A 20689-nucleotide genomic window follows, 5' to 3' on the forward strand; every position below is an offset into this window, starting at 1 on the left:
AAGATCTGCCCTTTCACTGTGCAACGAGCATGGCCTGGGTGCGAAATTGTGAGCGCATCTTTGTTTTTTTAAAACAAGTTTTCACTTAATTTGAAAGTGTGTTTGTTTGATAGTAAGGTTAAGTTGAAAAGGTATCCACAGCGGGATCGCCCGCCATGCATTCAGGAGAGACAAGATGAAAATTGCACTGATGATGGAAAACAGCCAGGCCGCTAAAAATCCCATCATCCTTAATGAGCTGAAAGCCGTTGCTGATGAAAAAGGTTTTCCGGTCTATAACGTCGGTATGAGTGATGAGAACGATTATCATCTCACCTATATTCACCTGGGCATCATGGCGAGCATCCTGCTGAACGCTAAAGCCGTCGATTTTGTTGTTACCGGCTGCGGTACCGGGCAGGGCGCGTTGATGTCCCTCAACATTCATCCGGGCGTGATTTGCGGCTACTGCATCGATCCAGCGGACGCTTTCCTGTTCGCGCAAATCAACAACGGTAACGCACTCTCTCTGCCATTTGCGAAGGGCTTTGGCTGGGGTGCCGAACTGAACGTACGCCTTATCTTTGAGAAAGCGTTTACCGGACGCAATGGCGAAGGCTACCCACCAGAGCGTAAAGAGCCGCAGGTACGTAACGCCGGTATTCTGAACCAGGTGAAAGCGGCGGTAGTGAAAGAAAACTATCTGGATACCCTGCGCGCAATCGATCCTGAGCTGGTGAAAACCGCCGTCTCAGGTCAGCGCTTCCAGCAGTGCTTCTTCGAGAACTGTCAGGACAAAGAGATCGAAGCTTTTGTCCGCGGTATTGTTGGCTGATTCCCTTTGCCGGGCGGTGCGTTGCCTGCCCGGCACAGAGCGTTACTTTTTCGATGAGACCGCGCTGCCTGCATCGTTGGTCAGACGCAGCGTGTCAAACATCCCCACCAGGCAGATCAGCGCGATCGCCACAAATGCCAGCCGGAAGCTCATCCCCGGCATATCCGCAAGCCCCATCGCATCACCGACTTTTTCTCCGATACGAATACCAATCGCCCCGAGCGTGATCCCAAGCCCCACGGCAAGCTGCGTTGCGGTTGAAAACAGGGTATTGGCATAGCTCATCTGCGCCGAGGGCACATCCGCAAAGGCCAGCGTACTGATGGCCGTAAACTGAATCGAACGGAAAACGCCGCCCAGAAAGAGGATCAGCATGATGAGCCACACGGGCGTCTGCGGCGTGAGAAACGCGCAGGCCAGCAACGCCAGCACATTCAGCGCACCGTTAATCAGCAACAGCCGCTTAAACCCCAGGCTGCGGATCAGGGGCGTTGTCGCCGGTTTAATGGTGAGATTGCCTACGAAAACCGCCAGCACCAGCAGGCCCGAATGGAACGCGTCCATGCCAAAGCCGACCTGGAACATCAGCGGCAGCAGGAACGGAACCGCGCTGATGGAGGCGCGAAACAGCGAGCCGCCGTAAAGGGTGACGCGAAACGTTGGCACCTGCATCGCATCGAGCCTGATCATCGGCCAGGTTGCCCGCTTAAAGTGACGCAGCGCCAGACTTAACGCGACGACACCGACGATGAACAGCGTGGCGGTTAATCCTGTTCGCAGAGGCTCTCCGCTCATCAACTCCATCGCATAAACCAGGCTCACCATGGCAAGGGTGGTGACAACAAAACCCGGCAAATCAAACGGTCGGCGCGTATCTTCATGCAGGTCTGGAATGAGGCGCAGTGCCAGTAAAATGGCGATTATCCCCAGCGGCACGTTAATAAAGAAGATCCAGCGCCAGTCGGCATAGCTTGTGATGAACCCGCCGAGTGGCGGGCCGATGATCGGCGCGACAAGCGCAGGCCACGTCAGGGTAGCGATAGCCGTGATGAGCTGGTGTTTTGGCGTTGTGCGTAACACGGCCAGGCGACCCACGGGCACCATCAGCGCGCCCCCCATGCCCTGGAGCACGCGCATCGCAACGAACTGATCGAGCGTGGTGGACAGGCCGCAAAATACCGAGGCCAGCGTGAAAATCGCCAGCGCGAGGGCAAAGACTTTTCGCGCGCCGAAGCGGTCGGCGATCCAGCCGCTGGCGGGGATCAGCACGGCCAGGGTGATCAGATAGGCGCTGATCCCGATATTCAGATCCACAGCCTGTACGCCGAAGCTTTTTGCCATATCCGGCAGCGCGGTGGCAATCACCGTCCCGTCCAGAAACTCCATAAAGAAAGCACCGGCAACCAGCAGCCCCGCAGGCGATAATCCACGGCTCTCTTTGCCGGATAGGTTTTCACTCATTCTCTTCCTGCCCGCTCAAAAAATTTTATAAACATTTACTGGAATTTATAAGCCTGTAACGTGCGGATTTTTCATGGCTTTTTTTAACAAACCAGCAGCATTGGGGGTTTTATAACCGTGACGCAGGTCACAAAACGGTTGATTTTTGTGATGGTGGTCATATTATAAGCGTATTGACAATAACACCTGCATAACACGTTACTGGAGCAACATAATGAAACTGCGCAAAATCCTGAAAAGCATGTGGGCTAACTACTGCACAACGTTTAAAGACGTCCCACCGGGTGCGATGTTCTGATAAAAAAACCTGCTTCGGCAGGTTTTTTTATGTCTGCGGACGACGAGAGGGAGATGGAAGGGCGTCTGTTTTGCTACTATGGCGGCCTTTGAATAAGGAGAAACCCATGTCACAAAACCTGAGCGCCGATCAGGAACTGGTATCTGACGTCGTCGCCTGCCAGCTGGTAATCAAACAAATCCTTGATGTGATTGACGTTATCGCGCCGGTTGAGGTACGCGAAAAGATGTCGACCCAACTGAAAAACATCGATTTCACCAACCATCCTGCTGCGGCGGACCCGGTTACGCTCCGTGCGATCCAGAAAGCGATCGCGCTGATTGAACTCCGCTTCACACCGCAGGGTGAGTCACACTAAAATAAACCGATGTTTTAAAATTAGAAACTCTTTTCTGATTTTACGTCGAAGGGCGACAGGGCCTGTCGCCCGCAGAAGGGTCAGAAGAACGTCTGTACCAGCAGATAGCTCACCACGCAGGCACAGCTGACGCCAATCAGCCCCGGCAGAATAAAGCTGTGGTTGATGATGAATTTACCGATGCGGGTAGTGCCGGAGCGATCGAATCCGATACAGGCCAGATCGCTGGGATAGGTCGGCAGCACAAAGTAGCCGTACGACGCCGGGAAGAAGGCCACCAGCATTTTCGGATCGATGCCCAGCATCAACCCCATCGGAGCGACGGCGGTTAACGCGGCGGCCTGGCTGTTGACCAGTTTTGAGACCAGGAACAGTACGATGGCATACGTCCACGGATGACTCTTCACCACCCCCTCCAGCGCCATTTTCAGCTCATCAAGATGCGCCTGAAAAAAGGTATCGCTCATCCACGCCACGCCAAACACCGAGAAAATCGCGACCATTCCCGCTTTAAATACCGCTCCGTTTGAGATGGCCGACGCATTCACCTTGCAGGTCAACAGCATCACCGCGCCCGCGATCAGCATCATCATTTGAATGACAAGGTTCATCGACAGGGCCGTCATTTTGCCTTTGATCTCAAACGCCGGACGCAGCTCGGGCAGCGCACCCAGAAGGACCACAACGGCAATCCCGGCGAAAAAAATCCATGTAGACCAGTAGGCCTGTTTCGGGAAACGCTGATTCATCAACGTTTCAGTTCCTCCATAGATAAACTCCCGCTGTTTCGGATCTTTCAGCTTTTCCTGAAACTCCGGATCGTCTGCCAGATTTTTCCCGCGGCGCAAGCTCCACAGTGCCGCGATGGCGACGCCAGACAGTGAGGCCGGTACGGAGACCGCAAGAATTTCGAGGATCCCCCACGCGTGGCCGATGCCGTGCTGCGCACCCAGAATCGAGACCAGCGAAACGACGGCCACGGAAACGGGGGATGCAGTGATGGCCATCTGAGATGCCACCGAGGCCACCGCCATCGGCCTTTCCGGACGAATGCCTTTTTTCAGGGCGATATCCGCGATAATCGGAAACATGGTGTAAACGACGTGCCCGGTCCCGCAGAGAAAGGTCAACATCCAGGTGGTAAACGGCGCGAGAAGGGTGATGTGCTGGGGATGTTGACGCAGCAGGCGCTCCGCGAATTGCATCATGACATTCAGGCCACCGGCGGTCTGTAGCGTGGCCGCGCAGCCAATGACGGCGAGGATTGTGAGCATTACGTCAACCGGGGGTTTACCGGGTTGCAGACCAAAGACAAAACTCAAAACAAACAGGCCGATGCCGCTTATCAGCCCCAGTCCCATACCGCCGAAGCGGGTGCCTATCAGCAGGCAGAGGATAATGACAATAAACTCAATGGTGATCATGATGCTCCCTCGTCAATGAATGTAATTAAACAAATCATTACACGATGTGTGGTTATTCATTGGGAGCGAGATCTGATTTGTTAAATGTCAGCAAAAGCAGGGAGTTGGTACCCACTCCCTGACGGGAGCGGGTGAAGGGAGTTAGTGGTGCTGCACGGTAGCAATGTCGAGAAGATGGCGGTCCGTCTGCTCCAGACAAATCCCCGCGCGTTTCGCGTTGCGGATTTCATCTGCAAGCGTCTTCAACAGCATGCCATCCTGCTGCTGCTCTCTGTCCATATCGCGTAAAAACTTGAGGGTAATGATGTCCTGTTGCGCTTTCGCTTCATCAGCCAGTATGCTCAGCTTCGCACAGCGTTGCTCATACTCTTCGAGGGTTTTCTGGAACAGCTCCTCAAGAGAAGAATAATTATCTTCAATCGTTTCAAGCTCTTTGACGGTGGGGTTAGCCCCGATGGCTTTCAAAAAGTTAAAGACTCGCATCATGTGCGTGACGTTACTTTGTGCCTGCGTACGGAAGAAGGTGGCAGTGCCGTTAAGGCTTTTTCTGGAACACCACGCGCTCAAGTGCAGATGCAGATTTGAAGCATAAAACTCCAGGTTCATCTGGGCATTCAGTTTTTGCATCATCGTTTGGGTAGTCATTTTCATATCCTTATTGACTGCGGGACTTGATGTCCGCTACGTAACCTGACCCGGCAGGTATTGACGATTGAATGGCAGAAATAGATTTCTGCAAGGTAAAAAACTCGAATATTCACTTCCTGTGTTCGATTTAAATAAGCATACGCTTCTCTTTGACTTAAGAAAACTCTTAATTGGGCTGTGTTTACTCTAGATTACAAATTTAAATATAGCGCAGAATTAAAAAGAGGTGATGGCACAAGATGTTTTGTAACGCCATGATTCTATTGCATATAAAATCAAGCATGCTCATTTTTAACGTTTCGTGAAACGTTCTTTGGCGGGAAATTCTGTAAAAGTGTGAAATCAGAAATAATATCTGTAAATATATCCTGCGGGTGGAAATTTGAGCTAAATCAATTTTTACCCAATATACGGTTCTGTGATCCCGTCGCAAGATTGTTATCTGACAAAACGAGAAAATGAAACACTGTTTTACATCGTTTTATTCGTTGAGGTTTATGATGGCTAAAGTGGCGGTGCTGCTGGCACCCGGTTTTGAAGAAGCAGAAGCAATTATCACAATTGATATTCTGCGTCGTTTGCAGATTGAGGTGGAGACGCTGGCCTGTGCGGGATCCCGTGCGGTAGTGAGTTACCACACTATTCCCATGGTGGCTGACAGTACGTTAACGGAGCGCAGTGACACGCTGTATGACGCAGTCGTGTTGCCCGGTGGGCCGCAGGGGAGCATGAATCTCGCGGCTAACCGTGAGGTGATCCGCTTTGTTTCCACGCATGACGAACACGGCAAACTCATCTGCCCGATCTGCTCTGCGGCCGCGCGGGTGCTGGGCGGGAATGGATTACTGAAGGGGCGTCGCTACGTCTGTTCCGGCGATCTGTGGGAGACCGTTAATGACGGGGTTTATGTGGATGCGCCCGTCGTGGAGGATAAAAACCTCATCAGCGGCAAGGGTCTGGGGCACGCTTTTGATTTTGCGCTGACGATCTCTGCGCGTCTGTTGGGTGACGATGCCCCCGTGCGCGATCATGCTGAACACATCTATTATCCCTGGTAATTTTTCTGCCGGGCGCTAAGGCGTCCGGGTTACAGGGACTTCTTGGCTGACCTTATGGATAATTCTGCTTAATCCCTTCCCATTTGTAGGACAATTACGCCTTTTTTTATGTCATTTTTCGCTGAATTTATGTACGCAATTACTGTAATTCTGCGGTGTGATGTCGCTCTCTTATGGATGATTAATTTCCCGCTAAAACTATCTCCAGCAATAACGCTTATAACGAGGTAAGCGCTAATGCCTTGTTTTAAGTCCGATTAAATACGTTGTTCGCCATTATTCCCTACAGATAAGAATGCTAAAGCTGGAGTTTACCATGCACAAATTTACTAAAGCGCTGGCGGCCATCGGCCTGGCTGCCGTTATGTCACAATCCGCTATCGCTGAAAATTTAAAGCTCGGTTTTCTGGTTAAACAGCCTGAAGAGCCGTGGTTCCAGACCGAGTGGAAATTTGCTGATAAAGCCGGAAAAGATTTGGGATTTGAGGTAATTAAAATCGCCGTACCTGACGGCGAGAAAACGCTGAACGCCATTGATAGCCTGGCGGCCAGCGGCGCGAAAGGTTTCGTTATCTGTACCCCGGATCCAAAACTGGGTTCAGCTATTGCTGCAAAAGCGCGCGGTTACGACATGAAAGTCATCGCGGTGGACGATCAGTTCGTCAATGCCAAAGGTAAACCGATGGATACCGTTCCGCTGGTGATGATGGCGGCTACCAAAATCGGTGAGCGTCAGGGCCAGGAGCTTTATAAAGAGATGCAAAAACGCGGCTGGGATGTCAAAGAGACTGCCGTGATGGCTATAACCGCAGACGAGCTGGATACCGCCCGTCGTCGTACTACCGGATCCATGGACGCCCTGAAAGCGGCTGGCTTCCCGGAAAAACAGATCTACAAAGTCCCGACCAAATCCAACGATATTCCGGGCGCCTTTGATGCGGCCAACTCCATGCTCGTCCAGCATCCGGAAGTGAAGCACTGGCTGGTGGTGGGGATGAACGATAACACCGTGCTGGGCGGCGTGCGTGCAACGGAAGGTCAGGGCTTTAAAGCACCGGACGTGATCGGCATCGGCATCAACGGGGTCGACGCCGTGAGCGAACTGTCTAAAGCGCAGGCGACCGGCTTCTACGGCTCTCTGCTGCCAAGCCCGGATGTCCACGGCTATAAATCCAGCGAAATGCTCTACAACTGGGTGACCAAAGGGGTTGAGCCGCCGAAATTCACCGAAGTGACCGATGTGGTGCTGATCACCCGCGATAACTTCAAAGAGGAGCTGGCGAAAAAAGGACTGGGCGGTAAGTAATACGCGGTGATTGCGCCCCTCACTGACCGTGAGGGGCCAGATGTACACACTACAGGAATCACGGAGTCGTTATGCAACAGTCTGATCCGTATCTCTCTTTCCGCGGCATCGGTAAAACGTTCCCCGGTGTAAACGCGCTGACCGATATCAGCTTTGACTGCTATGCCGGCCAGGTTCACGCCCTGATGGGGGAGAACGGCGCGGGAAAATCCACGCTGCTTAAAATTCTCAGCGGCAACTACACGCCCACTACCGGCACGCTGGCCATTCGCGGCGAAGAGGTGGCCTTTGCCGATACCACGGCCGCGCTAAACGCGGGCGTCGCCATCATCTATCAGGAACTGCACCTTATTCCCGAGATGACCGTGGCGGAGAACATCTATCTGGGCCAGCTTCCGCATAAAAGCGGGGTGGTCAACCGCTCGCTGCTCAACTATGAAGCGGGCTTGCAGCTTAAGCATCTTGGGCTGGATGTCGATCCGCAAACGCCCCTTAAGTATCTCTCCATCGGCCAGTGGCAGATGGTGGAAATTGCTAAAGCACTGGCGCGCAACGCCAAAATTATCGCTTTTGACGAGCCAACCAGCTCGCTCTCGGCGCGTGAAATAGAAAATCTCTTTCGTGTCATCCGCGAACTGCGCAAAGAGGGCCGCATCATTCTGTACGTCTCTCACCGTATGGAAGAGATTTTTGCCCTAAGCGATGCCATCACCGTGTTTAAAGATGGCCGCTACGTGCGCACCTTCACCGATATGCAGCAGGTCAACCACGATCAGCTGGTACAGGCGATGGTTGGACGCGATCTGGGGGATATTTACCACTGGAAACCGCGCGAGTATGGCCCGGAGCGTTTGCGTCTGGATAACGTTAAAGCCCCAGGCGTCCGCACGCCCATTTCACTCTCGGTGCGCAGCGGCGAAATCGTCGGGCTGTTTGGTCTTGTAGGGGCAGGGCGCAGCGAGCTGATGAAAGGGCTGTTTGGCGGGACGCGCATTACCCAGGGCCAGGTCTTCGTCGACGGGAAAAAGGTTGATATTCAGAAGCCTGCCCAGGCGATTAACGCCGGTATCATGCTCTGCCCGGAAGATCGCAAGGCCGAAGGCATCATTCCGGTGCACTCGGTGCGCGACAACATCAACATCTCTGCCCGGCGCAAGTTCATCCGCGCGGGATGCCTGATTAACGACGGCTGGGAGGCGAGCAACGCGGATCACCATATCCGTTCGCTGAACATCAAAACCCCCGGTGCGGAACAGCTGATCATGAATCTGTCCGGCGGCAACCAGCAGAAGGCGATTCTGGGCCGCTGGCTGTCGGAAGATATGAAGGTCATTTTGCTGGATGAGCCAACGCGCGGTATCGACGTGGGGGCGAAACACGAAATCTATAACGTTATCTATGAGCTGGCAAAACGCGGCGTGGCGGTTCTGTTCGCCTCCAGCGATCTGCCCGAGGTGCTGGGCGTTGCCGACCGCATTGTTGTGATGCGTGAAGGTGAAATTGCCGGTGAATTGCTGCATGAACAGGCGAATGAACAACAGGCGTTGAGTCTCGCCATGCCTAAAGTTAGCCAGGCTGTCGCCTGAGTAAGGAGTCAATGATGTCCTCTGTTACTACATCCGGAGCGCCGAAGTCGGCTTTCAGTTTTGGCCGCATCTGGGACCAGTACGGCATGCTGGTGGTCTTTGCTGCCCTGTTCGTCGCCTGCGCGATTTTTGTGCCGAACTTCGCCACCTTCATCAATATGAAGGGGTTGGGGCTGGCCATCTCCATGTCCGGCATGGTGGCCTGTGGCATGCTTTTCTGCCTGGCCTCCGGCGATTTTGACCTGTCGGTCGCCTCGGTGATTGCCTGCGCTGGCGTCACCACCGCCGTGGTGATCAACATGACCGAAAGCCTGTGGATCGGCGTTCTGGCCGGGCTGATGCTCGGCGTGTTGAGTGGCCTGGTGAACGGGTTTGTCATTGCGCGCCTGAAGATCAACGCCCTGATCACAACGCTGGCAACCATGCAAATCGTGCGCGGTCTGGCCTATATCATCTCCGACGGTAAAGCGGTGGGGATTGAAGATGAGCGTTTCTTTACGCTGGGCTATGCCAACTGGCTGGGCCTGCCTGCACCAATCTGGCTGACGGTAGCCTGTTTGATCCTGTTCGGATTCCTGCTTAACCGCACCACCTTTGGCCGCAATACCCTGGCGATTGGCGGGAACGAGGAAGCGGCACGCCTGGCGGGTGTCCCGGTCGTGCGAACCAAGATCATTATCTTCGTACTTTCCGGGCTGGTATCGGCGGCGGCGGGGATTATTCTGGCGTCGCGTATGACCAGCGGTCAGCCAATGACCTCTATCGGTTATGAGCTGATTGTCATTTCAGCCTGCGTTTTGGGGGGCGTATCCCTCAAGGGCGGCATCGGAAAAATCTCATATGTGGTGGCGGGGATCCTGATTCTGGGGACCGTGGAGAACGCCATGAACCTGCTTAATATTTCTCCGTTCTCTCAGTACGTCGTACGAGGCCTGATCCTGCTGGCAGCGGTGATCTTCGACCGTTACAAGCAAAAAGCGAAGCGAACCGTCTGATTCATTTTCAACCACTAATATGCTCAACTATTAACCATAGTTGAGCCTCTGACCGGCCCGCCAGTTTTGCTGACGGGCCGGTTGCTAAATGGCGAGCACCGTCACACTGTCTATACTTACATGGCTGTTTTATTCACTGTAAGGAGGATTAGGGTGGCTGACTTGTTAACCGCACCGCCTGTACTGCCCGGAAAATTTGCTTTCTTTTTTGACCTCGACGGGACGCTCGCCGGGATTGAACCGCACCCGGATGACGTTGTTGTACCGGATACGGTGTTAGAGAATTTGCAGCAGCTCTCCCGACAGAACGAGGGGGCACTGGCATTGATTTCAGGGCGCTCAATGGCCGAGCTGGATGTGCTCGCCAGTCCTTATCACTTTCCGCTGGCCGGTGTGCACGGAGCGGAGCGCCGCGATATCCATGATCAACTGCATATAGTTTCACTCCCCGATACGCTGATTCAGGCGCTGCATGCGCAACTCTCTTCGGCTCTGGAAACGCTTCCCGGTACGGAACTGGAAGCCAAAGGCATGGCCTTTGCGCTGCACTACCGTCAGGCGCCCCATCATGAAGCGGCGATCTTTGCGGTAGCAAGAAGCGTGGCGGACGCCCATCCGGAGCTGGCCTTACAGCCGGGTAAATGTGTGGTTGAGATCAAACCGGCAGGAATTAATAAAGGCGCTGCCGTTGCAGCGTTTATGGCGGAAGCGCCGTTCAAAGGGCGTACACCCGTCTTTTTTGGGGATGACCTGACCGACGAGGCCGGGTTCAGGGTGGTAAACCAGGCCGGAGGCATGTCTGTCAAGGTTGGTCCTGGTGAAACCATTGCCGGATGGCGGCTGGAAAATGTCGCCAGCGTATGGCAGTGGATATCTGACGTCGCTAACCAGCAACAACAACAAATAGCGCAAAACAACGGGAGAAATCATTATGGGTCGCTTAGTCGTCGTCTCTAATCGCATCGCACCGCCGGATGATAAAAAAGCCAGTGCCGGTGGCCTGGCGGTCGGGGTATTAGGTGCCCTTAAAGCCGCGGGTGGTCTCTGGTTTGGCTGGAGCGGGGAAATCAGTAATGATGAGAAACCGCTAAAAAAGGTGTCACGGGGCAATATCACGTGGGCCTCCTTCGCACTCAGTGAGAAGGACTACGATGAATATTATTCCGAGTTCTCTAACGCCGTGCTGTGGCCAGCGTTTCACTATCGTCTGGATCTGGTGAAGTTCCAGCGTGAATCGTATGAAGGCTATATGCGCGTCAACGCGCTGTTGGCAGATAAACTGCTGCCGCTGATCGAAGAGGACGATATTTTATGGATCCACGATTACCATCTGCTGCCCTTCGCCAGGGAGCTGCGAAAACGAGGTGTGAATAACCGGATCGGCTTCTTCCTGCACATTCCGTTCCCGACGCCGGAGATTTTCACCGCGCTGCCGCAGCATGATGAAATTCTTGAAGCGTTGTCCGATTATGACCTGCTCGGGTTCCAGACGGAAAATGACAGGCTGGCCTTCCTCGACAGCGTGTCGGGTAAAACCCGGCTGGTCACGCACGGCGGGAAATCGCACACCGCGTGGGGACGAAACTTCCATACCGAAGTCTACCCGATTGGTATTGAGCCAGACGAAATTGCCGAGCAGGCCTCCGGTCCGCTGCCACCGAAGCTTGCCCAGCTCAAGGATGAACTCAAGCACGTTAAAAATATCTTTTCGGTTGAACGGCTGGATTATTCCAAAGGTCTGCCGGAGCGGTTCCTCGCTTACGAAACCCTGCTGGATAAATTCCCGCAGCATCACGGCAAGATCCGCTATACCCAGATTGCGCCGACCTCACGCGGCGAGGTTCAGGCCTATCAGGATATTCGTCACCAGCTGGAGACCGAAGCAGGGCGCATCAACGGGCGCTACGGGCAGCTCGGCTGGACCCCGCTTTTCTATCTGAATCAGCACTTTGAGCGCAAAATTCTGATGAAGGTGTTCCGCTATGCGGACGTCGGGCTGGTCACGCCGCTGCGCGACGGGATGAACCTGGTGGCAAAAGAGTATGTTGCAGCACAAGATCCTGCTGACCCGGGCGTGCTGGTGCTGTCGCAATTTGCCGGTGCGGCAAACGAGCTAACCTCAGCGCTGATTGTTAACCCTTACGATCGCGATGACGTGGCCAATGCCCTGAACCGCGCGTTAACCATGCCGCTTGCGGAACGTATTTCACGTCATTCGGAAATGATGGAGACCATCGTTAAGAATGATATCAACCACTGGCAGGCACGTTTTATTGACGATTTACGCGCGATCCAGCCGCAAAGTCAGGAAGGTAACCTGCAAAAAAAGATCGCGACATTCCCTAAACTCGCCTGATTTTCTCCGGGGGCATTATTTGCCCCCGAGAGGCACCAGCAGGACATCAACCTGGCTTGACGAAACGATAGTTTTTGCCGAGCACGCCGCACGAGAAAAAAAGCTCTGGTTATGATTGCCGCAAATCACCAGGTCAATATTCTGTTTCTGGCACATGTCGAGAATATGTCCACTTAATTCCCCCGTGGCAATCACCGTCTGATGGACAGGATAGTTTGCCCGCTCAACCAGTTCGCGCAGAAATTGCTGCGTTTCCTCCTGAAGAACCTCACGAATATCTTCCAGCATCGGCGCTGCCAGTTGATTATACATCTCGGGTTCAGCGGCCAGGGTGATCAGACTAATGCGGGCGTTGTTCGGGCGGGCAATTGACACGGCACGGGCGACGAGTTGATGGCTTTCTGGGGAAACAGCAACAGAAACAAGAAGATGGGAGTAACTCATCACACACTCCTTTGATGTCAGAATGACTCGTTTCTCAAGCTTTACCGCGAATCTGCCGCTTCTGCAAGAGGTGCATGCGACAATAGTGTGAACCTTATCATAATTATTCATTAATTATTCTTATAAGAAGAATAACGAAAAGCGGGCGGCAAATGAAAATAATTAACAACTTAACGTAAATCACACATTTAGCCTTCCGTGCTGTTAAATCGTGTTAACCGATCGTCAACGCAAGCGTGACGGTTACGCAGCGAAACTTCTTTTACGAAAGGAAAAGATAACCTGCTGTTTTTACTTAATTAACTCCGGCTCTATCCTGACGTAAGTGTGCTTTGTCACACGCAAGGACAGTGCTTTTTCGAGTTAGCAATTTGCATACCCGATCCCCTCATCCTTCTGCATGAGTATTCGTCCCATAAGAATATAAACCAGCTTTGCTTGGTCAATAAATAGCCAAATTACAAGTCACGCTGATGGATTTATGGGTTACATTCGCGTAAATTATGTGACGAAGATCACATTTATTTTAAATTTCAGGGGGGGCTGCATTGTATGTGTCAAAACTGACGAGTAGAGTTTGCGTCGAATTAGGAAAAATCTTAGTTATTTGTAAGAAAAGATAAAATGTGTAACCGACATTTTGGCCATGTTAACCGGTCACGCGCTTTACGACGTACAAACCTAAATTCAACTATGCATTTGGCCTTTTCTTTTTATACCGGGTGATTTCCCGGCGACATCACGGGGTGCGGTCTTTCCGCATAAAAATAATAGTTGGTTATTCTGGATGGGAAAAATGCATACATCCGAGTTGCTAAAACATATTTATGACATCAATTTGTCGTATTTATTGCTCGCGCAGCGTTTGATTAGTCAGGACAAACCGTCAGCGATGTTTCGTCTGGGTGTTAACGAAGAGATGGCAACCATGCTGGGTGGATTAACACTTCCGCAAATGGTCAAGCTGGCTGAAACCAACCAACTTGTCTGCCAGTTCCGTTTTGATAACCCGCAGACCATTACGCGTCTGACTCAGGAATCCCGCGTGGACGATCTGCAACAGATCCACACCGGTATTCTTCTCTCCACCCGCCTGCTCAACGAAATCAGCCAGCCTGATGACGTAGCCCGGAAGAAAAGGGCTTAACAATGAGCGAAAAAAGCATTGTTCAGGAAGCCCGTGATATCCAGCTGGCAATGGAACTCATCACGCTGGGCGCGCGTTTACAAATGCTGGAAAGCGAGACGCAGCTGAGCCGTGGTCGTCTGATCAAGCTGTACAAAGAATTGCGTGGTAGCCCGCCGCCAAAAGGCATGCTGCCGTTTTCGACTGACTGGTTCATGACCTGGGAGCAGAACATCCATGCTTCCATGTTCTGTAACGCCTGGCAGTACCTGCTTAAAACGGGCTTATGCAGCGGCGTTGATGCTGTGATCAAAGCCTACAAACTTTACCTTGAGCAATGCCCGCAACAGGAAGAGGGACCCCTGCTGGCGCTGACCCGCGCCTGGACGCTGGTGCGTTTTGTTGAAAGCGGAATGCTCGAATTGTCGCGCTGCAACTGCTGTGACGGTAATTTTATAACCCACGCGCACCAGCCTGCGGGCAGCTTCGCCTGTAGTTTGTGCCAGCCTCCATCCCGAGCCGTAAAAAGACGTAAACTTTCCCGGGATGCTGCCGATATTATTCCACAACTGCTGGATGAACAGATCGAACACGCTGTTTAACCCGAACCTGTGGGCAAGATTCCAGCAGCGGTAAGCGATTACCGCTGCTTTTTTTTACCCTGCGTTCCGGTCACGCGCTCGAAATGAACGTCCTGCCATAGTCACTAGCGGAAGGATGATGTCGTGCTTATCTTATTAGGTTACCTGGTAGTTCTCGGTACAGTTTTCGGCGGTTACATGATGACCGGCGGGCACCTTGGAGCACTCTATCAACCGGCTGAACTTGTCATCATCGGCGGGGCAGGGGTAGGGGCTTTTATCGTTGGTAACAACGGTAAATCGATCAAGGGCACGCTGAAGGCGATTCCGCTGCTGTTTCGTCGCTCAAAATACACCAAAAGCATGTATATGGATCTGCTGGCGCTGCTCTATCGCCTGATGGCGAAGTCACGTCAGCAGGGGATGTTCTCGCTGGAGCGGGACATCGAAAACCCGAAAGAGAGCGAAATTTTCGCCAGCTACCCGCGTATTCTGGCCGACGCGATGATGCTCGATTTTATCGTCGATTACCTGCGCCTGATCATCAGCGGCAACATGAACACCTTCGAAATTGAAGCCCTGATGGACGAAGAGATCGAAACCCACGAGAGCGAATCTGAAGTGCCGGCTAACAGCCTGGCGCTGGTGGGTGACTCGCTTCCGGCCTTCGGGATCGTGGCGGCGGTCATGGGCGTGGTGCATGCCCTGGCCTCGGCGGATCGCCCGGCGGCTGAACTGGGCGCGCTGATTGCCCACGCGATGGTGGGGACGTTCCTCGGTATTTTACTGGCCTACGGCTTTATCTCCCCGCTGGCGAGCGTGCTGCGCCAGAAGAGCGCCGAAACCACCAAAATGATGCAGTGCGTGAAAATTACGTTGCTCTCAAACCTCAACGGTTACGCGCCACCGATCGCCGTCGAATTTGGTCGTAAGACGCTCTATTCCAGCGAACGTCCGTCGTTTATCGAACTGGAAGAGCACGTGCGTGCGGTGAAAAACCCAAACCAACAGACGACAACTGAGGACGCATGAAAAACCAGTCCCATCCGATCGTCATCGTAAAAAAGCGCAAGCATAAGGGGCACGGGCACGGTTCTCACGGCTCCTGGAAGATCGCGTACGCCGACTTTATGACCGCCATGATGGCCTTCTTTCTGGTGATGTGGCTGATCTCCATCTCCAGCCCGAAAGAGCTTATTCAGATTGCGGAATATTTCAGAACGCCGCTGGCGACGGCGGTCACCGGCGGGCCACGCATTTCGAACAGCGACAGCCCGATCCCTGGCGGCGGTGATGATTACACCCAGCAGCAGGGCGAAGTCAAAAAACAGCCAAACATCGACGAGCTGAAAAAACGGATGGAGCAGGCGCGCCTGAAAAAACTGCGCGGTGACCTGGATCAGCTGATTGAAGCGGACCCGAAACTGCGCGCGCTGCGCCCGCATCTGAAGATCGACCTCGTGCAGGAAGGGCTGCGAATTCAGATCATCGACAGCCAGAACCGACCGATGTTTAAAACCGGTAGCGCCGACGTGGAGCCTTATATGCGCGATATTCTGCGTGCGATTGCACCGGTGCTGAACGGTATTCCTAACCGCATTAGCCTGTCCGGACACACGGATGATTTCCCGTACGCCACGGGAGAAAAGGGATACAGCAACTGGGAGCTTTCTGCCGATCGCGCCAACGCCTCGCGTCGCGAGCTGGTGGCGGGTGGGCTTGATGATGGCAAGGTCCTGCGCGTGGTCGGCATGGCTGCAACCATGCGCCTTACCGACCGCGGGCCGGATGACGCCATCAACCGTCGTATCAGTCTTTTAGTGCTGAACCAGCAGGCGGAGCAGGCCATCCTGCATGAAAACGCCGAAAGTCAGAATGAGTCACTGGACGATTTAAAACAGCCTGGGGCCGTCCCTTCGGCTGCCGTTCCAACATCGCCACCAGCCAATCCGAGGTGATAGCGTGAGCATGGATATTACCGATTTTTACCAGACATTCTTTGATGAAGCCGACGAATTGTTGGCCGATATGGAGCAACACTTGCTGGATCTGGTGCCCGAGGCACCGGACTCAGAACAGCTCAATGCCATCTTCCGTGCGGCGCATTCCATTAAAGGCGGCGCCGGCACGTTTGGATTTACCATTTTGCAGGAAACCACCCATTTAATGGAAAACCTGCTGGATGAAGCACGACGCGGTGAGATGCAGCTCAATACCGACATTATCAACCTGTTTTTGGAAACGAAAGATATTATGCAGGAACAGCTCGACGCCTATAAAAGTTCGGCAGAGCCTGATGCCGCCAGCTTTGAATACATCTGCAACGCGCTGCGTCAGTTAGCGCTGGAAGCCAAAGGTGAGGCGTCTGCGCCCGTTGTCCCTGCGGCAAAACTGAGCGTTGTTGACGCCGTAGCCGAACCCGATACGGCGCCTGATGCGCCCGCAGGTAAACTGCGTGTGGTGCTGTCACGTCTGAAAGAGAACGAGGTCGACCTGCTGGAAGAGGAGCTGGGTAATCTGGCGACGCTCAGCAACGTGGTGAAGGGCAAAGACAGCCTGGCCGCGACGCTCGACGACGGGATCGGCCAGGATGACATCGTGGCGGTGCTGTGCTTCGTGATTGAAGCGGATCAGATTGCGTTTGAAACTGAAGCAGCGACCGCAGAAGCGCAAGCGCCTGCTCCGGCAGAAAAAGCTCCGGCGGTGGTCCCTGCTGCCCCTGCACTGAAAGCCGTGCCTAAAGAGTCGGCTGCTCCGGCCCGCGGTGAAAAACCGGCGGCGCGTTCCAGCGAATCCACGAGCATTCGCGTGGCGGTAGAGAAAGTGGATCAGCTGATCAACCTGGTCGGTGAACTGGTGATCACCCAGTCAATGCTGGCCCAGCGATCCAACGAACTGGACCCGGTCACCCACGGCGATCTCATCACCAGCATGGGCCAGTTACAACGTAACGCCCGCGATTTGCAGGAATCGGTGATGTCCATCCGCATGATGCCGATGGAATATGTCTTCAGCCGCTTCCCGCGTCTGGTGCGCGACCTGGCCGGTAAGCTCAACAAGCAGATCGAACTGACGCTAATGGGCAGCTCTACCGAGCTGGACAAGAGCCTGATTGAACGCATTATCGACCCGTTAACGCACTTGGTGCGTAACAGTCTCGACCACGGTATCGAGCTGCCGGAAAACCGCGTGGCTGCCGGTAAATCACCGGTGGGGAACCTGATCCTGTCAGCGGAACATCAGGGCGGCAACATCTGCATCGAAGTGACCGATGACGGCGCGGGGCTGAACCGCGAGCGCATCCTGGCGAAGGCGATTTCGCAGGGGATGGCGGTCAACGAAAACATGACCGACGAAGAAGTGGGCATGCTGATTTTTGCCCCGGGCTTCTCAACCGCAGAGCAGGTCACCGACGTTTCTGGTCGTGGCGTGGGCATGGACGTGGTGAAACGTAACATTCAGGAGATGGGCGGTCACGTTGAGATCCAGTCTAAGCAGGGCGCGGGCACCACAATTCGTATCCTGCTGCCGCTGACGCTGGCGATCCTCGACGGCATGTCCGTTAAAGTGGCGGACGAAGTCTTTATTCTGCCGCTGAACGCGGTGATGGAATCGCTCCAGCCGCGCGAAGAAGATCTGCACCCGCTGGCGGGCGGCGAGCGCGTACTTGAAGTGCGTGGCGAATATCTGCCGCTGGTGGAACTGTGGAAAGTGTTCGAAGTGGACGGGGCAAAAACCGAGGCCACGCAGGGTATCGTTGTGATCCTGCAAAGCGCCGGACGCCGCTACGCGTTGCTGGTCGATCAGCTGATTGGTCAGCATCAGGTGGTGGTTAAGAACCTGGAAAGTAACTACCGCAAAGTGCCGGGGATCTCTGCTGCCACCATCCTGGGTGATGGTAGCGTCGCGCTGATCGTCGATGTATCGGCACTTCAGGGATTAAATCGTGAACAACGTGTGGCGAACACAGCCGCCTGATTAAGTAAAAGGTAATAACATGACCGGTATGAGTAACGTAACGAAACTGGCGGGCGAGCCATCTGGGCAGGAATTCCTGGTTTTCACTTTAGGTGATGAAGAGTACGGTATCGACATCCTGAAAGTGCAGGAAATCCGTGGTTACGACCAGGTAACGCGCATCGCGAACACGCCAGCGTTTATCAAGGGTGTGACCAACCTGCGCGGTGTGATTGTGCCTATCGTGGATCTGCGCGTGAAGTTCAGCCAGGGCGATGTGGAGTACAACGATAACACGGTGGTGATTGTCCTGAATCTGGGGCAGCGCGTGGTGGGGATCGTCGTGGACGGCGTGTCTGACGTGCTGTCACTGACAGCCGATCAAATCCGTCCTGCGCCGGAGTTTGCGGTCACGCTGTCGACGGAATACCTGACGGGGCTGGGTGCGCTCGGCGAGCGTATGCTGATTCTGGTAAATATTGAGAAGCTGCTGAACAGCGAAGAGATGGCGCTGCTGGATATCGCGGCGAATCACGTGGCATAAAACAAAGCCGGGTGGCGCTGACGCTTACCCGGCCTACGTGTTCGAGCCATTCGTAGGCCGGGTAAGGCGATGCCGCCACCCGGCTTGTTTGTATCCTTACGCCTCCTGCCCCACCAGCGCTGCTTCCGCTTCCCGCGCCCCTTCATTCTGCGACAGCATCGCCGTTGCAATCCCGTTCCCCAGCACGTTAATGGCGGACCGCCCCATATCCAGGAAATGGTCGATACCCATCAGCAGCAGGATCCCGGCCACCGGAATGTTAAAGCTCGGAATGGTTGCCGCCAGCACCACCAGCGACGAGCGCGGTACGCCCGCAATCCCTTTCGAGGCCAGCATCAGCGTTAACATCAGCACCGTCACCTCGGTGAAACTCAGGTGAATGTTGTACGCCTGGGCGATAAACATCGAGGCGAACGAGCAGTACACCATCGAGCCGACCAGGTTAAACGAGTAGCCGATCGGCAGGACGAAAGAGGCGATATTCCGTGAACAGCCGAAGCGCGCTAACTGCTCCAGGGTTTTAGGGTACGCCGCTTCTGAACTGCTGGTGGTAAACGCCACCAGCACCGGATCCTTCAGCATCGCCACCAGCCGGAAAATCTCTTTCTTCAGCACCATGTAACCTACCGCCAGCAATACCAGACAGGTCAGGAGGATCGCCACATAGTAACCGCCAATAAACGAGGCATAGTTCAGCAAAATGCCCAGACCCTGGGTGGCAATCACGGACGAAATCGCGGCAAAAATGGCCAGCGGCGCAACGTACATCACGTAGCCCGTCACTTTAAGCATAATGTGTGACACCACATCCAGCGCCGCCACCAGCGGGGCGTTGAATTTTTGGCCTAATGACGCGCCGCCAATGCCGAAGAACATTGAGAAGACCACAATTTGCAGGATCTCATTGTTCGCCATTGCGCCGGCAATGCTGGTTGGAATGGTGTGTGACAGGAAGGCTTTCAGTGACATCCCGCTAACGGCCAGGCCGGTATCAACCGCCTCTGTCGGAATGCTCAGGTTCAGGCCGCTGCCGGGTTGCTCAAGGGTAACAATAAACAGCCCCACCAGAATGGAAAGCACGGATGAGCTGATAAACCATACCATCGCTTTACCCCCGACGCGTCCAATCGTCGACGTTTCACCCAGCTTCATAATGCCCACCGTCAGGGTGCTGAACACCAGCGGGGCAATCACCATCTTAATCAGCCGCAGGAAAATATCGGTCAGCAGCGTAATGTTCTCCGACCAGGCCTGTATCGCATCGGACGACGCATATTCATGGATCGCCGCACCTGAAAGAATACCCGCCAGCATGAAAATCACGATGAAGAGCGTGAGTTTATTTGCACTTGCCACAAAAAAAATCCTCTATGCGCTAAAAGAGTTTCCTGCGTCAATGCATACAAAATTTTTATTTAAGCGCAGGAAAATATTCGGGGGATAAATTGAAGTAAAGCTGCGTGAGTTACAACTTGTTTTTAATTTTTATGAAATTCGTTGTTTTTAACATGACGATATATTGTGATGCAGATCACATTACAGGCGATATATTCTCAGACTAAGCAAGAATAATGCCCGTTTTGTTTTGCTAACTCTTTGTAATGTTTGTTAATGGTCTGTTAACTGAAGGAGTGATCTCTCCCATCCGCTGAAAGTGGTTGAAGCGTTAACCATAAACTAAATTCTCAGTAACCGCGCCGGGGAATGTTTAAGCGGGGCTAACATACTGAACA

The 20689-nt window shown here is 53.7% G+C and carries 20 protein-coding genes; 15 read left to right on the top strand and 5 right to left on the bottom strand.

Annotated features, from left to right (window positions below; translation table 11 throughout):
* Positions 1 to 175: 175 nt before the first annotated feature.
* Positions 176 to 814 carry an RpiB/LacA/LacB family sugar-phosphate isomerase gene (locus tag BH712_RS18635; RefSeq protein WP_006811122.1) on the top strand — a complete coding sequence of 213 codons (639 nt, stop codon included), beginning with the start codon at positions 176 to 178 and terminating at the stop codon, positions 812 to 814.
* Between the two features lie 42 nt (positions 815 to 856).
* On the opposite strand, the gene BH712_RS18640 is transcribed toward BH712_RS18635, so the two are convergent.
* On the bottom strand, positions 857 to 2275 hold the full coding sequence (locus BH712_RS18640; RefSeq protein WP_006811121.1) for an MFS transporter: 1419 nt from the start codon (positions 2273 to 2275) through the stop codon (positions 857 to 859).
* A gap of 214 nt (positions 2276 to 2489) precedes the next feature.
* On the opposite strand from BH712_RS18640, the gene azuC reads away from it, so the two are divergent.
* The gene (azuC, locus tag BH712_RS24725) at positions 2490 to 2573 is read left to right on the top strand and encodes a stress response protein AzuC (RefSeq protein WP_003859682.1); all 84 of its coding nucleotides are present in this window, start codon (positions 2490 to 2492) and stop codon (positions 2571 to 2573) included.
* Between the two features lie 106 nt (positions 2574 to 2679).
* A complete protein-coding gene (locus tag BH712_RS18645) occupies positions 2680 to 2931 on the top strand; it encodes a DUF2766 family protein (protein WP_003859683.1) in 252 nt (83 codons plus the stop codon).
* 80 nt (positions 2932 to 3011) lie between these two features.
* Here the strand turns inward: BH712_RS18645 and BH712_RS18650 are convergent, their stop codons facing one another.
* The gene (locus BH712_RS18650) at positions 3012 to 4355 is read right to left on the bottom strand and encodes an anaerobic C4-dicarboxylate transporter (RefSeq protein ID WP_006811119.1); all 1344 of its coding nucleotides are present in this window, start codon (positions 4353 to 4355) and stop codon (positions 3012 to 3014) included.
* Positions 4356 to 4496: 141 nt separating this feature from the next.
* Complete coding sequence (locus tag BH712_RS18655; protein ID WP_032673923.1) at positions 4497 to 5000, bottom strand: non-heme ferritin-like protein; 504 nt, start codon at positions 4998 to 5000, stop codon at positions 4497 to 4499.
* Positions 5001 to 5503: 503 nt separating this feature from the next.
* Here BH712_RS18655 and BH712_RS18660 point away from each other — a divergent pair.
* The 6 genes from BH712_RS18660 to otsA all read left to right on the top strand — a co-directional run bounded on the left by BH712_RS18660 (position 5504) and on the right by otsA (position 12304).
* Positions 5504 to 6061 carry a DJ-1 family glyoxalase III gene (locus tag BH712_RS18660; protein ID WP_032673922.1) on the top strand — a complete coding sequence of 186 codons (558 nt, stop codon included), beginning with the start codon at positions 5504 to 5506 and terminating at the stop codon, positions 6059 to 6061.
* A 316-nt stretch (positions 6062 to 6377) separates the two neighbouring features.
* Positions 6378 to 7367, top strand: a complete 990-nt coding sequence (gene araF / locus BH712_RS18670; RefSeq protein WP_017384422.1) for an arabinose ABC transporter substrate-binding protein AraF — start codon at positions 6378 to 6380, stop codon at positions 7365 to 7367.
* A 71-nt stretch (positions 7368 to 7438) separates the two neighbouring features.
* A complete protein-coding gene (gene araG / locus BH712_RS18675; RefSeq protein WP_003859688.1) occupies positions 7439 to 8953 on the top strand; it encodes an L-arabinose ABC transporter ATP-binding protein AraG in 1515 nt (504 codons plus the stop codon).
* A 14-nt stretch (positions 8954 to 8967) separates the two neighbouring features.
* Positions 8968 to 9948, top strand: a complete 981-nt coding sequence (araH, locus tag BH712_RS18680) for an arabinose ABC transporter permease AraH (protein WP_022648516.1) — start codon at positions 8968 to 8970, stop codon at positions 9946 to 9948.
* A gap of 153 nt (positions 9949 to 10101) precedes the next feature.
* Positions 10102 to 10905, top strand: a complete 804-nt coding sequence (otsB, locus tag BH712_RS18685; protein WP_032673921.1) for a trehalose-phosphatase — start codon at positions 10102 to 10104, stop codon at positions 10903 to 10905.
* Complete coding sequence (otsA, locus tag BH712_RS18690; RefSeq protein ID WP_006811113.1) at positions 10880 to 12304, top strand: alpha,alpha-trehalose-phosphate synthase; 1425 nt, start codon at positions 10880 to 10882, stop codon at positions 12302 to 12304. Before otsB ends, otsA begins: the two co-directional genes overlap by 26 nt.
* 15 nt (positions 12305 to 12319) lie before the next feature.
* On the opposite strand, the gene uspC is transcribed toward otsA, so the two are convergent.
* Positions 12320 to 12748 (bottom strand): universal stress protein UspC, encoded by a 429-nt coding sequence (gene uspC / locus BH712_RS18695; protein ID WP_032673920.1) that lies wholly within the window; start codon positions 12746 to 12748, stop codon positions 12320 to 12322.
* Positions 12749 to 13544: 796 nt separating this feature from the next.
* Between uspC and flhD the strand changes: the two genes are divergently transcribed.
* The 6 genes from flhD (at position 13545) to cheW (ending at position 18956) form a co-directional block, all read left to right on the top strand.
* Positions 13545 to 13895 carry a flagellar transcriptional regulator FlhD gene (flhD, locus tag BH712_RS18700; protein ID WP_003859693.1) on the top strand — a complete coding sequence of 117 codons (351 nt, stop codon included), beginning with the start codon at positions 13545 to 13547 and terminating at the stop codon, positions 13893 to 13895.
* Between the two features lie 2 nt (positions 13896 to 13897).
* Positions 13898 to 14476 carry a flagellar transcriptional regulator FlhC gene (flhC, locus tag BH712_RS18705; protein WP_003859695.1) on the top strand — a complete coding sequence of 193 codons (579 nt, stop codon included), beginning with the start codon at positions 13898 to 13900 and terminating at the stop codon, positions 14474 to 14476.
* 123 nt (positions 14477 to 14599) lie between these two features.
* The gene (gene motA / locus BH712_RS18710; protein WP_003859696.1) at positions 14600 to 15487 is read left to right on the top strand and encodes a flagellar motor stator protein MotA; all 888 of its coding nucleotides are present in this window, start codon (positions 14600 to 14602) and stop codon (positions 15485 to 15487) included.
* The gene (gene motB / locus BH712_RS18715) at positions 15484 to 16413 is read left to right on the top strand and encodes a flagellar motor protein MotB (RefSeq protein WP_003859697.1); all 930 of its coding nucleotides are present in this window, start codon (positions 15484 to 15486) and stop codon (positions 16411 to 16413) included. Before motA ends, motB begins: the two co-directional genes overlap by 4 nt.
* Positions 16414 to 16417: 4 nt before the next feature.
* On the top strand, positions 16418 to 18433 hold the full coding sequence (gene cheA / locus BH712_RS18720) for a chemotaxis protein CheA (protein WP_032673919.1): 2016 nt from the start codon (positions 16418 to 16420) through the stop codon (positions 18431 to 18433).
* 19 nt (positions 18434 to 18452) lie between these two features.
* Positions 18453 to 18956 carry a chemotaxis protein CheW gene (gene cheW, locus BH712_RS18725; protein ID WP_003859699.1) on the top strand — a complete coding sequence of 168 codons (504 nt, stop codon included), beginning with the start codon at positions 18453 to 18455 and terminating at the stop codon, positions 18954 to 18956.
* A 96-nt stretch (positions 18957 to 19052) separates the two neighbouring features.
* Here cheW and BH712_RS18730 read toward each other — a convergent pair whose 3' ends face one another.
* The gene (locus BH712_RS18730) at positions 19053 to 20312 is read right to left on the bottom strand and encodes a dicarboxylate/amino acid:cation symporter (RefSeq protein WP_006811109.1); all 1260 of its coding nucleotides are present in this window, start codon (positions 20310 to 20312) and stop codon (positions 19053 to 19055) included.
* Between the last annotated feature and the right edge of the window lie 377 nt (positions 20313 to 20689).

Origin of the sequence: Enterobacter hormaechei ATCC 49162, from assembly GCF_001875655.1 — a bacterium.
GTDB classification, from domain to species: domain Bacteria; phylum Pseudomonadota; class Gammaproteobacteria; order Enterobacterales; family Enterobacteriaceae; genus Enterobacter; species Enterobacter hormaechei.

Excerpts from the sequence above, each read along its gene's own strand:
- BH712_RS18635 (WP_006811122.1), top strand. The coding sequence starts at position 176 with ATGAAAATTGCACTGATGATGGAAAACAGCCAGGCCGCTAAAAATCCC.
- BH712_RS18640 (WP_006811121.1), bottom strand. The coding sequence starts at position 2,275 with ATGAGTGAAAACCTATCCGGCAAAGAGAGCCGTGGATTATCGCCTGCG.
- azuC (WP_003859682.1), top strand. The coding sequence starts at position 2,490 with ATGAAACTGCGCAAAATCCTGAAAAGCATGTGGGCTAACTACTGCACA.
- BH712_RS18645 (WP_003859683.1), top strand. The coding sequence starts at position 2,680 with ATGTCACAAAACCTGAGCGCCGATCAGGAACTGGTATCTGACGTCGTC.
- BH712_RS18650 (WP_006811119.1), bottom strand. The coding sequence starts at position 4,355 with ATGATCACCATTGAGTTTATTGTCATTATCCTCTGCCTGCTGATAGGC.
- BH712_RS18655 (WP_032673923.1), bottom strand. The coding sequence starts at position 5,000 with ATGACTACCCAAACGATGATGCAAAAACTGAATGCCCAGATGAACCTG.
- BH712_RS18660 (WP_032673922.1), top strand. The coding sequence starts at position 5,504 with ATGGCTAAAGTGGCGGTGCTGCTGGCACCCGGTTTTGAAGAAGCAGAA.
- araF (WP_017384422.1), top strand. The coding sequence starts at position 6,378 with ATGCACAAATTTACTAAAGCGCTGGCGGCCATCGGCCTGGCTGCCGTT.
- araG (WP_003859688.1), top strand. The coding sequence starts at position 7,439 with ATGCAACAGTCTGATCCGTATCTCTCTTTCCGCGGCATCGGTAAAACG.
- araH (WP_022648516.1), top strand. The coding sequence starts at position 8,968 with ATGTCCTCTGTTACTACATCCGGAGCGCCGAAGTCGGCTTTCAGTTTT.
- otsA (WP_006811113.1), top strand. The coding sequence starts at position 10,880 with ATGGGTCGCTTAGTCGTCGTCTCTAATCGCATCGCACCGCCGGATGAT.
- uspC (WP_032673920.1), bottom strand. The coding sequence starts at position 12,748 with ATGAGTTACTCCCATCTTCTTGTTTCTGTTGCTGTTTCCCCAGAAAGC.
- flhD (WP_003859693.1), top strand. The coding sequence starts at position 13,545 with ATGCATACATCCGAGTTGCTAAAACATATTTATGACATCAATTTGTCG.
- flhC (WP_003859695.1), top strand. The coding sequence starts at position 13,898 with ATGAGCGAAAAAAGCATTGTTCAGGAAGCCCGTGATATCCAGCTGGCA.
- motB (WP_003859697.1), top strand. The coding sequence starts at position 15,484 with ATGAAAAACCAGTCCCATCCGATCGTCATCGTAAAAAAGCGCAAGCAT.
- cheW (WP_003859699.1), top strand. The coding sequence starts at position 18,453 with ATGACCGGTATGAGTAACGTAACGAAACTGGCGGGCGAGCCATCTGGG.